This window comes from Actinokineospora sp. HUAS TT18, assembly GCF_051364635.1.
Classification (GTDB): domain Bacteria; phylum Actinomycetota; class Actinomycetes; order Mycobacteriales; family Pseudonocardiaceae; genus Actinokineospora.
The window spans coordinates 3,786,162-3,802,288 of the sequence record NZ_CP195645.1; the positions used below are offsets into that span (position 1 = coordinate 3,786,162).

Genomic DNA, 16,127 nt, shown 5'->3' on the forward strand with positions numbered 1-16,127 from the left:
GTGCTTACATCCGTTCCGGTGCTTCGATGCCGAGGACGCCGAGCCCGTTGGCGAACACCTGGCGCGAGGCGGCGGCCAAGGCGAGGCGCGCGCTGGTCAGCGGCCCGGCCTCCTCGTCGCCCCTGGGCAGGACCCGGCAGCTCTCGTTGAATCGGTGGTACGTCCCGGCCAGTTCCTCCAGGTAGCGGGCGACCCGGTGGGGTTCGCGCAACTCGGCGGCGGTGGCGAGGATGCGCGGGAACTCACCGATGGTGCGGATGAGGTCGCCTTCGCGCGGGTGGACGAGCAGACCGAGGTCGGCCTCGTCCGGGCCGGGCGGGGTGAGCCCGAGGTCGGCGGCGTTGCGCAGCAGGGAGGACAGCCGCGCGTGGGCGTACTGCACGTAGTACACCGGGTTGTCGCTGGACTTCTTGCTCCACAGGTCCAGGTCGATGTCCAAAGTGGAGTCCGCGGAAGAGCGGATCATGGCGTAGCGCGCGGCGTCCACGCCGACGGCCTCCACCAGGTCCTCCATGGTGATCACCGTTCCGGCGCGCTTGCTCATCCGGACCGGCTTGCCGTCGCTGACAAGGTTCACCATCTGTCCAATGAGGACTTCCACAGTGGACGGGTCGTCGCCGGTCGCCGCGGCGGCGGCCTTGAGGCGGCCGATGTAGCCGTGGTGGTCGGCGCCGAGCATGTAGATGCAGAGGTCGAAGCCGCGGGCGCGCTTGTCCTGGAAGTAGGCGATGTCACCGGCGATGTAGGCGGGCTGCCCGTCGCTCTTGATGACCACGCGGTCCTTGTCGTCGCCGTACTCGGTGGACCGCAGCCACCACGCGCCGTCCTCCAGGTAGAGGCCGCCGGAGGACTTCAGCGCCTCGACGGCCTTGCCCACCGCGCCGGACTTGTGCAGCGAGTCCTCGTGGAAGTAGACGTCGAAGTCGACGCCGAACTCGTGCAGGCTCTGCTTGATCTGGGCGAACATCAGCCCGACGCCGACCTGGCGGAACGTCTCGGCCCGCTCGGCCTCCGGCAGGCCCAGCGCGTCGGGCGCCTGCTTGAGCACGTCGGCGGCGATGTCGTTGATGTAGACGCCCGCGTAGCCGTCCTCGGGGGCGGGCTCGCCCTGCGCGGCGGCGATCAGGGACCGCACGAAGCGGTCGATCTGCGCGCCCGCGTCGTTGAAGTAGTACTCGCGGGTGACCTCGCCGCCCTGCGCGCTGAGCACCCGGCCCAGCGCGTCGCCGACCGCGGCCCAGCGGGTGCCGCCGAGGTGGATCGGGCCGGTCGGGTTCGCCGAGACGAACTCCAGGTTGATCTTCTTGCCGGTGAGCTGGGTGCCCGTGCCGTACTCGGCGCCCGCGCGCAGCACGCCGCGCACGATCTCGCCCTGGGCGTCGGCGGCGAGCCGCAGGTTGATGAAGCCCGGCCCGGCGACCTCGGCGGAGGCGATGCCCTCCGACTCGCCGAGCGCGGCGGCGAGCGCGTCGGCCAGCTCGCGCGGGGCCAGCCCGACGCGCTTGGCGACCTGCAGGGCGAGGTTGGTGGCGTAGTCGCCGTGCTCCGGGTTGCGCGGTCGCTCGACGGTCACCGCGGCGGGGACGACGGCGGTGTCGAGACCGCGGGCGTCCAAGATCGTCATGGCGGTGGTGCGGACCAGGTCAGCGAGTGCGTCGGGAGTCACCCGGCAAGTCTAGGTAGCCGGTCCCCACGGTCCGTAGCCGGATACACTTCCGCCCATGATCGCGCCAGCGCGCCGCCTGGCGCTCGTCGCCGCCTGTCTGCTCCTCACAGCGTGCGGCACCGCCGAGTCGGGCACGCCCGTCGCCGCGCCCACGACCACCACGGCCGCGAAGACGACCAAGCCGACCAAGGCCACGACGCCCAGCGACAACGACCGCGACCCGACGAAGAAGATCGACGGCGTGATCGCCAAGGAGTACCCGGCGGGCCAGCACGTCGCCTCCCCGCAGCGCGTCGCCTACGACCAGCTGCCCCCGCTCGGCGGCGCGCACGACCAGGTCTGGGCGCCGTGCAACGGCGAGGTCTACAAGGTCGCGATCCGCACCGAGCACGTCGTGCACTCCCTCGAACACGGCGCGGTCTGGGTGACCTACGACCCGGAGACCGTCCGCGGCGACGACGTCGACGCGCTGGCCGAGCGGGTCGACGGCAAGCCCTACCTGCTGATGTCGCCGTTCCCCGGGCAGAAGAAGCCGGTGTCGGTGCAGTCGTGGGGCCGCCAACTGCAGGTCGACGAGGTCGACGACGAGCGCATCGACAAGTTCATCGCCGCCACCCGGGCCAACAAATACCTGGCCCCGGAGCCGGGCGCGAGCTGCGACCCGGTCGACCTGACGCTGTTCGACCCGGCCAAGCCGCCCGCCTTCGACCCGAACCCGCCGGGACCCGACGCGGCGCCGGTCACCGGCCCGGCGACGCCCGGCGGCTGAGCACGGTCACGGCGGCCCTCACCGCGTCTCGCGAGGAGGGCCTGACGGGAACCGAACACGGTGTCCTTAGACTGGCCTGGCACCACCACCCTGTGACGAGGCTCGCTCCGGGTCTCACCCCGTCGACAAGAAGTCCGAGGACGGCATGGCCAGCGGCACTAAGAACAAGAGCGGCAAGGGGAGCGTCAAGGCAGCGCGCTCGTCCGTCGTCGCCAAGAAGGGCGTGCCCTGGGGCACGATCGCGGCGGTCGTGGCCATCGTGCTGCTCGCCGGTGGCGTGTTCGGCTATGCCTACATTCAGATCTCCGCGGCGAAGAAGTTCACGGTGTCCGAGGAGAACAAGGACCCGTCCACGAACATCCCGGGCGTGGTGAAGAAGGAGTACTCGGCGGGCCAGCACGTCAAGGCCGCCCAGCGCGTCGCCTACGACCAGAGCCCGCCGTTCGGCGGCCCGCACGACGAGGCGTGGGCCGACTGCGAGGGCATCGTCTACCCGACGGCCGTCCGCAGCGAGAACATGGTCCACGCGCTGGAGCACGGCTCGGTCTGGATCGCCTACAACCCGGACAAGGTGTCGGGCGGTGAGCTGGACAAGCTCAAGGCCAAGGTCGAGGGCCAGCCGTTCATGATGCTGTCGCCGTACCCGGGCCTCGACAAGAACATCTCGCTGCAGTCGTGGGGCCACCAGCTCAAGCTGGACAGCGCCGACGACGAGCGCATCGACCAGTTCATCAAGTCGCTCAAGCGCAACCGCTACCAGAACCCCGAGCCCAACGCCGCGTGCGGCCCGCTCGGCCCCGGCCAGTTCGACCCGGCGACGCCGCCGCCGTTCGTCGCCGAGCCGCCCGGCCCCGACGCGGTCCCGATGGACGGCAAGGCCCCGGCCGCTTCCGGCGCGCCGTCCGCCCCGGCTCCCACCGGCGCGCCCGCGCCGACGACCCAGGCTCCCGCGCCTTCCCAGTGACGGCTGTGGCAGTCGAGGCCCCGGACACCGAACGCCGCGACGGGGGCACCAAGCGCAGGATCTTGGTGCTCTCCGCCGCGGCGTTCGCCGTGCTGCTCGTCGGCGCGGCGATCGGCATGCTGATCACCCTGACGGTCATCCGCCAGGCCGCCCCGCCGTCGGCCGAGTCGGTCGACGTGGGGTTCGCCCAGGACATGCAGGTCCACCACCTGCAGGCGGTCACGATGGCCAACTGGGCGCGTGACCACACGACGGACCTGTCGGTCAAGCAGCTCGCGTTCGACATCGAGCAGACCCAGCTCGGCCAGATCGGCGCGATGAGCGGCTGGCTCGACGTGTGGGACCAGCCGGAACAGGCCCCCAACGGCACGTACATGGGGTGGATGGCCTCGAGCCACGGCCACTCCGGCACCGCGTCCGCCGGAGTCGCGGCGATGCCCGGCATGGCCACCTCCCAGGAGATCGCCAAGCTGCGCACGCTGAACGGGCGCGAGCTGGACGTGTTCTTCCTCCAGCTCATGCTGCGCCACCACGAGGGCGGCCTGGAGATGTCCCGCTACGCCAACGAACACGCGGCGACGCCGCAGGTGCGCAACCTGTCGGACAAGATCGTGAAGGGTCAGACCGCGGAGATCACCCTGCTGACCCAGATGCTGGCCGAACGGGGCGCCAAGCCGCTGTAGGTCACCAGGACAGCTCGTGGCACTTCGCGTCGGGCTGTTCGACCTGCAGCGTGGCGTGTTCCAGGCCGTAGTCGCTCGCCAGGAGCCGCTGCGCGGCCGCCAGGACCTCGGCCTGGTCGCCGTCGTGGTCGAGCGTGAGGTGCGCCGAGGCGACCTCCATGCCCGAGGTGAGCGTCCAGACGTGCAGGTCGTGCACCTCGGCGACGCCGTCGATCTGGGCGAGGGCCTTGGTCAGCGCGTCCACGTCGACCCGCTCGGGGGCGTGCTGGAACAGGATGTGCAGCGCCCGCTTGGCGAGGCTCCACGTGCGCGGGAGCACCCACAGGCCGATGGCGACACCGACCACCGGGTCGGCCCACCGCCAGCCGAACAGCAGGGTGGCGGCCGCGCTCAGCAGCACGCCGACCGAGCCGACCAGGTCGGCCAGGACTTCGAGGTAGGCGCCCCGCACGTTGAGGCTCTCTTTGGCGCCGTCGCGCAGGAGCAGGAACGAGACGATGTTGGCGACGAGGCCCGCGGTGGCGGCCAGCAGGACGGGCAGCCCGGCGACCTCGGGCGGGTTGTCGAACCGCTGGACGGCCTCGTAGACGACGTAACCCGCGACGCCGAAGAGCAGGACCGCGTTGGCCAGCGCGGCCAGCACCTCGGCCCGGTAGAGCCCGAACGTGCGGTTGGACTTCGAGTTCGCCCGCTTGGCGGCCATGATCGCCGCCAGGGCGAGCCCCACCCCGACCACGTCGGTCAACATGTGCGCGGCGTCGGACACCAGGGCGAGGGACGACGTGGCGAACCCGACGACGAACTCGACCACCATGATGGCCGCCGCGATCCCGAAGGCGGCCCACAGCCTGCCCGCGTGTTGTCCGCCGGTACTCGCGGGCAATCCGTGCCCGTGTCCGTGGCCCATCGCCACCCCTCTCGCTCGGTGGACATATTGTCACATGCGCATGAGTGCACTCGCCACCCGTCCGGGGGTGCTGTGTCACACGATGGAATTAAGCGGCCTGACCAGGGCCGAGTGGGCCTGATAGGGGTGGTGCACAAGATCCCGACCCCGGAATGAGGCTCCCCGCGGTGCGTCCCACAACAGCCCTCGCTCTGGCAGGCCTCACCCTGGCCGCCGCGACCGCCCAGGCGTCCACGCCACCGGACACCCCGCCCGCTCTGGAACCTTTCCCGCCAGTCTCCCCGATGTCCTCCACGGACCGCGCGCTGGAACGCACCCGACCGCCGTCACCACGCCCGGAAGTGGCCGTCGCGCCCACCTCGGCCCCCGCGGTCGTCGTGACCCCGGTGGCCTTCACCGGCGTCCCCACCAACCTGCTCGACGCGTACCGGTCCGCGGAGGCCCTGCTCGCCCGCACCCAGCCCGGCTGCGGCCTGCGCTGGTACCACCTGGCCGGAATCGGTCGAATCGAATCCGGCCACGCCCGCGGCGGCCAGGCAGGCGCCTCCGGCGACACCGTCCCCCACATCCTCGGCCCCGCACTGTCCGGCGGCCCGTTCGCCGCGATCTCGGACAGCGACCACGGCGCACTCGACGGGGACCTGTCGTGGGACCGCGCGGTCGGCCCGATGCAGTTCATCCCGACCACATGGGCCTTCTACCGAACCGACGGCAACGCCGACGGCATCTCCAACCCCCACAACATCTACGACGCCGCCGCCGCGGCTGGCCGCTACCTGTGTTCGGGCGGCCTGAACCTGGCGAACCCAGCCGACCTGGACGCGGCGGTGTTTCGCTACAACCACTCGCGCGAGTACGTCGCGGCAGTCCTGACCTGGATGCACCTGTACTCCTCCGGCGCGACCCCCATGCCCGCCGCGGGCCCGTCTTCCGACCCCGGGCCCACCACCGCCGTCGCGCTCGCCGCCACCCCGCCGCCCCCACCACCGGACGTCGACCCGGTTCCGCTGCCGGAGCCGATCCCGGACCCGAAGCCCCCGGTCGCCGAGCCCACCCCGCCGGTCGAGCCTGCCCCCCTGCCCGAACCCACGCCCGAGCCTCTGCCTTGCACCGACCTCCTGGAGGACCTGCCCATCCTCGGCTCAACAGACCTCCTGTGCGTCGACCCGCCCGAAGCCGCACCGGACGCCCCCGCCCACCTGGTCCGCCCCGACCGCCGGACCCCCACCCTCCGGGAGATCCTCACCAGGTGACCCACCACGCACCCGCGACTCCGGATGCGCTAGGCTTCCGGAGTCGCGCAAGCGATGGGCCCCCGTAGCTCAGGGGATAGAGCACCGCCCTCCGGAGGCGGGAGCGCAGGTTCGAATCCTGCCGGGGGCACCAGTTCGACCAGCAGTATCTCCTCGCCATCAGTAATTGGCGGAGCTACCGTGTGACATGACTCGTGACATGTCCGCCTTGTCCGGCGGGCGACGACGACCCCAACGCTGTGTCGATCGCCTGTCCAGTGGGTCGTGGCGAATCCGCGTCTATGCCGGGCCGAACCGGTCACTCACGCGAGCGATACCTCACTGCAAACGGGTGCCTGACGGGCCGTCCGCAGCCCTGGAGATCGAGGACTCCCGCCAAGGCCACTCGCAAGTTAGCGTCGACCAGGCCACCGTGGTGCAGGTGGCCTGGTCGACGCGGGCAACGTCGCCGAGGTTTAGGTGTAGATCGGCAGACCTTCGCGCACAAGGTCGGCCGGCGCCGTCATTTCGGGGCAGGCCGCGCCGAGTGGTGGAGTCGGTGGTGTTGCTCGTCGGTGAGGTTCTCGGCCGGGTCAGCAGCAGCCTGGTGGCCAGCGGGACGAGAGGTGCCGATGCTCGTCCAGATGGCGCCCTAGGTTCAGGTAACGCACGAGAAGATGCTGGCTGCCGGTGTAGCCTAAAGGATGTCTCGTAACTGATCTTGACGTGTCCTGATCCCTTGCGTTGGTCAGCCGATGAGGATGATGTTGTGGAGGTTGGCGATGCCGGATGCGGTGTCGTGGAGTGTGTGGGCGGCGCGGCGGTAGTCGCGCAGGATCTTGAAGACCTTCATGCGGGCCAGCGTGTGCTCGACTCGGGCTCGGATCTTGCGGTGCCCGGCGTTGAGGTCTTCCTGTCAGTCGGCCAGTGGTTGCCCGTCGCGTCCCTTGCGGAAGGGCATGATCACGCCGGGGTTGCCTTGGTAGCCGCCGTCGGCCATCACTGGCCTGCCGGCGAGTGTGGTGGCGATGCCGGAGTCCCGGTAGGCGGTGCAATCGTTGCGGTTGCCCGGCAGAGGGTTGCCGGTCGCGATCACCAGCCGGGTATCGGCATCAATGGCGACCTGCACGTTCGTGGAGTACCGGTAGTTCTTCGACGGGGCGGCCAGCCGTCGATCGCGGGTCGGGACCAGCGTCCCGTCCACGATCGCGACCTGGTCGACGCGACGTCGCCGGACCGGGGCCAACGCCAACAGCGGCCCGATCGTGTCGATCACCCTGTGGGCCGCGGAGTGCGAGACACCGAACAACGGGCCGATCTGGCGCATCGTCAGGTTCGTCCGCCAGTAGGTGGCCACCAGCAGCACCCGATCCGGCAGGTCCAGCCGCCACTGCCGACCGGGCCGTCCGTCGGCGATGTCCTCGCCGCCCCGCTCGGCCACGATCCGCACCAGCTTGCGGAACTGGCCCGGTTCCAGCCCGGTGAACGGGCTGATCCACTCCGACCGAGACGCCGAGATCACCTGCACCCGACCATGATCAACCATCGGCCCACGAACCCGCTCACCGGGTTACGAGACATCCTTTAGGGCGCGGATATATCGCCGCACAGGGCGGTGGCCCCCCGATGCCGGGTTGCTGTTCGCGACGAACGCGGAGGTGGTCGCAATAGGGATCGACCATGCACACCCGGTATTCCGGCGCAGCAACTCCACCGCCGGAAGCTCACGCAGCCACCTGGGTGCGCCCGGGGCTGCGAGGCCGGACAATACCGCCCGGCCATCGGCGCCGACCTGCTCGGCGTGGGCGGCCCTGGCCGCCCAACGACTGGGGAATCGGGTGTCCTCGGATCGCGCGCGGTAGCGGTCGAACCACTCCGGATCAGCGAGTATCACCAGCCAGTCGGGTACCGCGGCGGCGAGCGCGTTGAGCGCCGCCCGCAGCGTTTCTGCGGGAACCTCGTCCCACCTGCGCGGACGCAACGACAACACGAACTCCAACGACAACCGTGCCCGACATGATCATGTTGATCATGTCGGGCACGGTCACGCCGTCCGCATTCGCCAACAGCATCCCAAGTAGCCAAGGGGCGGCCGCAAAGTCATGCCTTCACCAAACAAAACGCAATAGCTTTAACTAATTGCAGAAGATGGCATTACAGTAGGCGTGTACGAATAATTCGTTTGGACGACTGTCCACCAGAGCCTCGAATTTTCGCAATTGATCTGGGTCGGCCATGTCGTACACTGTAACGTCCAGCTCGGGATAATAGCTAGCAGTCAACCTATCCTCATCGATCGCGTCCGGCAACCTGAGCTCGGGAGCATTCTTGACCGTTCGCCCTGAACGGCCGCCGTGAGTTCCGGAAAGCACGTGAACGCGCTCAACCCCTGCTGCTGAGGCCTCGTGAAGAATCGAGCCCAAATCGCTTCCTTCCATCTTTCCAACGAAGAACACTGTATTGCCGCGCCTGCCCCAGCGATCGTGTAGCCCCAAGCCGGAGACTGGCATATCATCTACGCCACGCGTCGTAACCAGTCTGACAATCAGAGGTCCGTCAGATTTAGCTGAACCTACGTTTTCAATTTTTGATCCAGCGACTGGGTGTGCTTTGCTCGGCAAAGTTCGTGCGCCGAGTGCGCCGCCGATCATGTCGACGCCTAGGCTGCTCATGTCGTCGTTGTGGTTGGTGGGGGTGGTGCCGGCGGCGCTGCCGTCGCCTTGGTCGCTGGCCATTCCGCCGAAGAAGAAGGCGCCGCCGAGGTAGATGCCTCCGGGCATCCATGCTGCGGTGGTGGCAGCTGCGATGCCTCGCATGATGCCGCCGGGGTTGGGGACCTCGTGGGTAGTGGGGTTGGGATCGATTGGTGCGTATTCAATGCAGAGTGTGCCGGTGCAGAGGCCGTTGGGGTCGGCTTTGTTGATGGGGTTGTTGTCGGTGTAGGTGTAGAGGTTGGCGGTGCGGGGGTTGTTTTTGAGGGCGTCGGGTTCGTAGCGGAATAGGGGGTCGCTTGAGGTCCAGGCGAGGGTGTGTGGGTCGTAGTAGCGGTGGCCGTAGTAGTGGAGGCCGCCGGTGGTGTCGTAGTCCTTGCCGTTGAATTCGGTGGGGTATTTGTTGGTGGGGGTTCCGGCGGAGGTGAGGTGGGTGAGGAGTTCGCCGTAGGGGCCGTAGGAGGCGACGCGTTTGGTGGTGGCGTCGGTGGCGTTGAGGGCGAGGACGTGGTGTCCGAGTGGGGTGGTCAGGTAGTGCTCGAAGGTTCCGGTGGTTTTGTCGCCGTCGAGTCGGCCGATGACCTGGCCGGCGAGGGTGATCGTCAGCCGGTGTTGGGGGGCGACGTTGGGGGTGTGGAGGGTTTCGAGGTTGCCTGCCCAGTGTTTGGCGGTGGTGATGGTGCCGGTGGTGTCGCGTTGGATGGCGGCGACGCGGGTGTGGCCGTCGTAGAAGAAGGTTTCGGTTTCGCCGGTGGCGCGGGTGGTTTTGCGTAGGCGGGGTCCGTCCCAGCGTTGGGTGAGGGTGGTGCCGTCGGGCAGGGTGCGGCTGGTGGTGTTGCCCGCGTCGTCGTAGGTGTAGTCGGTGAGGGGGGTGTTGTCGGGTTTGATCAGGGCGTCGAGGCGTTGGGGGTCGCCGCCTTGGGTGGGGTTCTGGTAGCGGTGGGTGACGTTGCGGGAGGGGACGCGGGTGCCGCCGATGGTGGAGACGTTGGCGGTGTTGATGCGGCCGCCGGGGGTGTGGGTGAACACGCCGTTGTAGAGGGTGCTGCCGCCGTATTGGGTGGCGGTGAGCAGTTGGTCGCGGTGGTCGTAGGTGTAGTCGGTGGTGCGTAGTGGTTGGGTGGTGTCGCCGAGTTGTTCGGTGGTCTGCCGGATCTGTCCGGCGTGGTTGTAGGTGTAGTTCTGCTTGTAGCGCTGGACGCCGATGTTTTTGGCGTCGATGCCGGTGACCCTGCCGAACGGGTCGTAGGTGAAGTTCATGGTGGGTGAGGCGTAGCCGGCGGTGTTGTCGGTGTTGGTGTTGCGGGTGGTGACCAGGCCGGCGGCGTTGCGGGTGTTGGTGATGGTCAGGTTGGCGTTGCCCGCGCCGAGTTGCATGTTGGTGGTGGAGGGGGTGCCGTCGCGGTCGTAGTGGGTGGCGACGGTGGGGCCTTGGTAGGACACGGCGCCGGTGGCGTCGATGGTGGTGGTGGTGTGTGATTCCAGGGTGCCGGTGGCGTCGGTGGTGTAGTCGACCTGGACCCGGTCGGCGGTGATGCCGGTGCCTGCCAACGCGTGCAGGGTCTGGCTGGTGGATTGGGGGTGTCCGCGGTCGGTGTAGCGGTTCTCGGTGGTGAGCACCGGTGAGACGGTGCAGACCAGACGGCCGGTCATGTGCGCGGCGTTGGCGGGGATGGTCGGGCACGGGTCGGTGCCGCCGGGTGGGGTGTCGGGTTTGCGGTCGTAGAAGTACCGCTTGTCGCCGATCTTGAACTCGGCCAGTTCCGCGGCGTCGAGGTCGCGCACCTGCGGGTTCTCCCCTTGCACGCCGGGGCGTTCGCGGGTGACGCGGCCCAGGTCGTCGTAGGTGGTGTGTCGGGTGTAGGCGGCCGCGTCCGCGCCGGCGGGGACCGGTTCGGTCACGGTGGTCATGTCGTCGTTGCGGTCGTAGCCGTAGGCCCACGTCCGTCCCGCCGACGTGATCGCGGTGCGGTTGCCCGAGTAGTCATGCGCCAGGGTGGTGACCACCCCGTCGGGGTCGGCGATCTGCCTTGTGCGGCCCGCCCCGTCATACCGGTAGGTGGTGGAGGCGAACACGTTCGCCCCGCCCGCGTCCACACCTGTCTTCTCTTGCACCAGCACCAGCTGACCGGCAGCGTCCATTGTGGACTTGGTGACCGAGGCGGGTGATCCGTCGTCGGTGACCCGTGAGGCGGTCACCGTCAACCCGTCATAGGCGACGGTGGACAGGGTGCGGGCGGGATCGGCCTGCGTGTTCGGCGAGGTCTTCTTGACCTCCACCGGCCGATCCAACGCGTCGTAGAGGGTCTGCATGGTCAGCGTGCCCAGACCGCCGCCCTGGGTGGTGCGGGTCAGCGACACCCGGCCCGCGGCGTCGTAGTCGTACTCGACGTAACCGCCCGGCTGCGGGGAACGCTGGTTCATGGTGCGCACGACGCGCCCCAGCCCGTCGATCTCGGTCGTGTCGTAGGTGAAATCACCGTCACCCGACGCGGTCTCGGTGATCGTCGAGACCGGGGTGTACCCGCCGGACATGTACGAGTCGGAGTCCTTGTAGGTCGCCCTGGACACCACCACACCCGCGGCCGCCGACGCCGGGAACACCGTGTTCTCCACCGGCCTGCCCAGCCCGTCGACCTTGGTCTGAACGCGCTGCCGGTACGCGGCCTGGTCGAACGAACACGTCTGCGCGGTACCGTCGGCGCACACATAGTCCGGGCCCTCGGCCGACAACGTCGCACCCGTACCCAGATCCACAGTGGACGTCACGACCTGACCAACCGGGTTGGTCACCCGCGTCACGTGCACCCCGACGGCGTCATAGACGAACTCGGTGAACCCCGGCGCGTCATCCCCACCACGCAAAGGATCACCCGCACCGTACCTGTACACCTGCTCCGGCGCCCACACCCGACGCACCAAACCACGATCCGCGCCCGCACCACCGTAATAGGCGTAACGAGTCACCTTGACCGGCACGCTGGAATCGGCGTCGTCCACCGACACCGTCTGCACCCGCCGGAACACCGGGTCCTCATACGCGTAATACGTCGCACCCAGATCAGTGGAGACACCATCGACCACACTGCTGCTGGTCACCGACTCCGGCGCCACATTGAACACCACATCAGACCACGCCACGTTAGACGTCGTGGTGGTCCGGCGGATCTCGGTCTGGCCGTCGGCGTTGACGAACTCGGTTTGACCGAAGGTCGGCAACTCCATCACATAGGCGCCGCCCACCGTGTGGTCGTCCCACCCCGTCGTCGTCACCGTCTTGGGCGCGCCGGCCACACACGCGGTGGCGGTCTGCCCGTCCGAGCCCGTGCAGGTGTAAGTGGTGGTGGTGTCGGGCAATACCACTCGTGAGGGGAACGAGGCCAGCATGCCCGGTGCCCGCAGGCCGAGCTCGCGGACGGTGTAGGTGTTGTCCACCACGGTGGCGGTGTTCGGGTGAGCGTCCGGGTCGGTCACGTCCAGAGCGTCACCGCGGATCGTCACCACCCGCGAGGGCAGACCACGGTAGTCCTGATCGAACGCCATCCGGGTGACCACCGTGAGCGAGCCGGCGCTCTGCGGGCCCTCGCGGACCTGGCGGACGTCACCGTAGCCGCGGAACACCCGCGCGCCGTACGCGGTGGATCCGTAGTGGGGGTCGAGGTACTTGTGGCGGGTCACCATCGCCGGCTCGTTCTGGCCAGGGTTGACCGTGATCTTGTCCACCAACCACTTGCCGACCTCGGTGTCCCGCTTATAGTCCACCGTGGTCTTCGCGCCGTAGCCGTTCTTCACCGTGCGCAGCAACCGGGCGGGCGCCTTGACCGCGTCGGCGGTGTCGAGGTTCTGCTTGGCATACCGCACCGACGGGGTGCCGTCGTTGTCGACGTCCTCCACGAGGTCCAGCAGCCCGTCACCGTTGAGGTCGATCGCCGTACGAGTCGCGGTGTAGTGGTAGTCGCCGCGGTCGGCGTACTCCGCCAGTGTGCCGCGAGCGTCGATCCGCCCGGCCAGTGTCCGCGCGATCTCTACCTGAGCCGGAGTCTCGCGCACCCACCGGGCACCACCGTTGAGGAACAACTGGCCTGTCGCACCGTCGTAGGACAACGTGTCGAGCAACCCGTCGTAGTCCAGGTCGATCATCCGGGTCAACCCATGGCGTTCCCCAGTCGTCGGGTAGCTCTGCCAGTTGCGGTTCGACAGATCCGGCGCCCGGAACCTGTCCATGTACTGCGTCAATGGGTGGTTTTCGCTGTACTTCACCCGACCACCGTCGACATCGCTGCCCAGACCGGCACCGGTGTGGAAATCGACCTGCGCGTAGGTGCCGTAGGACTGGATCTGGTCGGGCAGACCGTCACCGTTGATGTCGAACATCGAATCGAACGGGAAACCCGTGTAGTGCGTCGGATTGTCCAGATCGTCGTAACCGGTGCGCTTACGGTGAAAACCCATCTGGTTACGCGTGTCGCAAAACGGGTCGTTCGAGCCGTAGCAGGCGCCCTCCCGGCTGGTCATGTACAGGCCGTAGCCGGTCGTGCCGTCGGGCTTGCCCGGGTAGACATACATCTCGCCCACGGCGTCGGTCATACCGTCGGCGTTCATGTCCATCGACGGATACGACACCGACCCCTGCCACGGCAAGGTATAGCCACCGATGATCCCGTCGGTCGGAAGGGGATTCGAGTACACGTACACACCCGGTTGCGGATCGTAGGCACCCGGAGGAGCGGGAACCTGCCGGGTCAGCACCGTCGGTGTGGAGGCGAACCCGGAACCGGTGTTGCGGTACACATACCAGTTCGTCTGCCGCTTGGTGATGATGCGGCTGTATTGGTCGAAATCGGGAAACCGGTCCTCGGCGTCACGGTTGTGCAGCATCGAATCGGCCATGAACCCACCATGTTCGGTCCAATGGGTGAGGATCTTTGTCGGGTCCGACGGATCCTCCGGCAGCGACTCGTTCGGATCCGGGATCCCGTGCGTGCTCTCATACGGGCAGTGCACCGACGCGATCGGCTGCGACAGCAGATCCACATAACCGTCACGATCGATGTCCTGGAAGCCATGCACGACTTGCTGCATCGACCCCCATCCGGCGGTAGTGTCCCACTCCTCCTGCGCCGAACACGGCTTGGACGGATCCCCCATCCACCCACCGGAATCATCCGAACTGAACGACCGCGACAGCGAACACAACAACTCACCGGCGCCCGACTCCACGGTTCCGGCTGGCACCGGCACATCCGCCATCGCATCACGCATCGAGAACGGCGGGAACTCCCCACCTGACTCCTGCTTCACAAAACCCTGATCCGGCCCCTTGTTCAGATACACGTCCACCACGCACCCACCGGTCGCGGGCGCCGCCGCCGCCAACCTCAGGTTGCCCTCGGCCCGCGCCAGAATATCGACCAGACCATCACCGTTGACATCCACAAAGGACCGTGACAGCGACTCGCCGGTGGCCTGCCCCACCGCCACCGCCCACGGAATCGACGCCGAACTGTACTGCCCGTGCGGCTTCTTCGTCTCCGGCACCGCACCGAACGGAACCGCGGCCGTCGACCAACCACCCGGCGCGAACGTGTACGTCTCCGGCTGATCCGGATTCGCGAACGGATGCTGCACCGTGTCCACCGATTCCGGCAACCGCAAATTCGGCACCGGCACCGCCACCGGCGCCTCATACTGCGCATCGTTCACATACGACGCCGCTTTGCCATAGGTGAACTCCGTCGGCGGCAACCACTTCACCGCCGCCGGACCTGTGATATTCGGCGAATGCACGATCGGCTGAACCGAATTCAACTGCCGAAACGGCGTCACCGCGCCCGTGCACGACTCCGTCCCCGCGTCGTAATTCAACACATACTCGCGCGCCGTCTTCAACGCCGCCGCAGGCCCCTCCTGCGTCACCGTCACAATCCGCTGCAACTTCCGGGTCCCCGACAACAACCCGAACCCCAAGGTGTAATCCAGCCTCGACCCGACCGGAAGCACACCCGTGCCCGCGTCACCGCAAAACCGCGGATTGTCATACTGGAAAAGCACCTTCGCATACGCGTGCGACGCGCCCGGCGACCAATACTCGATCGCCGACGGCACAAATTCCCGAGGATGATCGGCCGCAGGCACCGCCGTCGTCCGCCCCACCGTCGCATACACATACCGCAACTGGTGATCATCACCGTCCTTCACCAACACCAACGGCGCGAACGAATACGGCTGATCCGACTTCAACCCATACAGCGACAACGTCCCATCAGCGTGAAACACTCGCCACCAATACGGCTCCGCCGCCACGCCCCCCAAAAACTCATACCGCGCGAACGAACCATCATTCAACGCCCGATACCCCACACCCCCCGACTGCGTTGGCAGACTCTCGTCACGCACCAACGGATTCCCATCCGGGCCCACAAAATTCCTCGGCGCCTCGGCAGAACCCCCCTGCGGCCACTCCGTCCGCATCGTCCCCCCCGTCGGATCCACCGAAATCACCGGCACACCCAACCGCCACCCAGCCGCAACCCCCCCATGCACCGCCGCACCCGACGAATACGACAACCCCACCTCCGGAGCCTGGCCCCCACGCCCCGACGGCACACTCACCGGATAACCAAAACCAAAACCCCCATCCCCTGAAGCACCACCGCCCCCACCGGCCAACGACACCACCCCCGGCGCCGACTGACCCCCCAACAGCCCCGAATTACCCGAACGCTGCGCATCAGCCCGCGCGAGCCCGGACAACCCAACAGTCCCCGCCGCCGCGAGAACCGCCACCAACAACCCCGACAACCACCGAGGCCACCAACCCCCACCACCTGAACCACGAACCCGCATCAGCCCTCCACACAACAACCAGCCACCACACAGACAGCCAGCAACCAAGAGCCACCCCGACCGGCCCAACGCCACCATCCAGAGACGCCACCACATCTACGACCCCAAACCCCCCAGAGGATCACCCACCAACAACAAGAACCACCCGAGCGGGCCACGCGAAGGTCAACAGCGAGATCCCGAAGTGGTGGAGGTCAGGGTCTGCAGCCATGTTCTTCGAGGCTGTGGTCGGGTTCGCTCGAGTTACACCTGTCGCCCCGTTCGGGGTTGGCTCTGGGCCTATCCCGTGATCGGCACGGGCCTTGACCCCGGATGTTGGACACCAGACACACTTGGGCCCTGATGGTCC

At 67.7% G+C, this 16,127-nt stretch carries 8 protein-coding genes, 1 tRNA gene and 1 pseudogene; 5 read left to right on the forward strand and 5 right to left on the reverse strand.

What is annotated here, in order from left to right; translation table 11 throughout:
• Positions 1-4: 4 nt before the first annotated feature.
• Entirely contained in the window at positions 5-1,666 is a 1,662-nt protein-coding gene (argS, locus tag ACSHT8_RS16950) for an arginine--tRNA ligase (protein WP_436491780.1), read from the reverse strand.
• Between the two features lie 55 nt (positions 1,667-1,721).
• On the opposite strand from argS, the gene ACSHT8_RS16955 reads away from it, so the two are divergent.
• The 3 genes from ACSHT8_RS16955 to ACSHT8_RS16965 all read left to right on the forward strand — a co-directional run bounded on the left by ACSHT8_RS16955 (position 1,722) and on the right by ACSHT8_RS16965 (position 4,082).
• On the forward strand, positions 1,722-2,435 hold the full coding sequence (locus ACSHT8_RS16955) for a DUF3105 domain-containing protein (RefSeq protein WP_436491781.1): 714 nt from the start codon (positions 1,722-1,724) through the stop codon (positions 2,433-2,435).
• 145 nt (positions 2,436-2,580) lie between these two features.
• A complete protein-coding gene (locus ACSHT8_RS16960; protein ID WP_436491782.1) occupies positions 2,581-3,399 on the forward strand; it encodes a DUF3105 domain-containing protein in 819 nt (272 codons plus the stop codon).
• 5 nt (positions 3,400-3,404) lie between these two features.
• Positions 3,405-4,082 carry a DUF305 domain-containing protein gene (locus ACSHT8_RS16965; protein WP_436491783.1) on the forward strand — a complete coding sequence of 226 codons (678 nt, stop codon included), beginning with the start codon at positions 3,405-3,407 and terminating at the stop codon, positions 4,080-4,082.
• Between the two features lies 1 nt (position 4,083).
• On the opposite strand, the gene ACSHT8_RS16970 is transcribed toward ACSHT8_RS16965, so the two are convergent.
• The gene (locus tag ACSHT8_RS16970; protein WP_436491784.1) at positions 4,084-4,989 is read right to left on the reverse strand and encodes a cation diffusion facilitator family transporter; all 906 of its coding nucleotides are present in this window, start codon (positions 4,987-4,989) and stop codon (positions 4,084-4,086) included.
• Between the two features lie 284 nt (positions 4,990-5,273).
• Between ACSHT8_RS16970 and ACSHT8_RS16975 the strand changes: the two genes are divergently transcribed.
• Positions 5,274-6,242: a lytic transglycosylase domain-containing protein gene (locus tag ACSHT8_RS16975; protein WP_436491785.1), complete on the forward strand. Its 969-nt coding sequence runs from the start codon at positions 5,274-5,276 to the stop codon at positions 6,240-6,242.
• A gap of 58 nt (positions 6,243-6,300) precedes the next feature.
• Positions 6,301-6,375 (forward strand) — tRNA-Arg (locus ACSHT8_RS16980).
• Positions 6,376-6,969: 594 nt separating this feature from the next.
• On the opposite strand, the pseudogene ACSHT8_RS16985 reads toward ACSHT8_RS16980, so the two are convergent.
• From ACSHT8_RS16985 to ACSHT8_RS16995, 3 genes and pseudogenes are all read right to left on the reverse strand, one after another.
• Positions 6,970-7,749 (reverse strand): annotated as a pseudogene (locus ACSHT8_RS16985) (transposase family protein).
• Positions 7,750-7,791: 42 nt separating this feature from the next.
• Positions 7,792-8,220: a hypothetical protein gene (locus ACSHT8_RS16990; RefSeq protein WP_436491786.1), complete on the reverse strand. Its 429-nt coding sequence runs from the start codon at positions 8,218-8,220 to the stop codon at positions 7,792-7,794.
• Between the two features lie 136 nt (positions 8,221-8,356).
• Positions 8,357-15,874, reverse strand: coding sequence for an RHS repeat-associated core domain-containing protein (locus ACSHT8_RS16995; protein WP_436491787.1), 7,518 nt, complete (start codon positions 15,872-15,874; stop codon positions 8,357-8,359).
• Between the last annotated feature and the right edge of the window lie 253 nt (positions 15,875-16,127).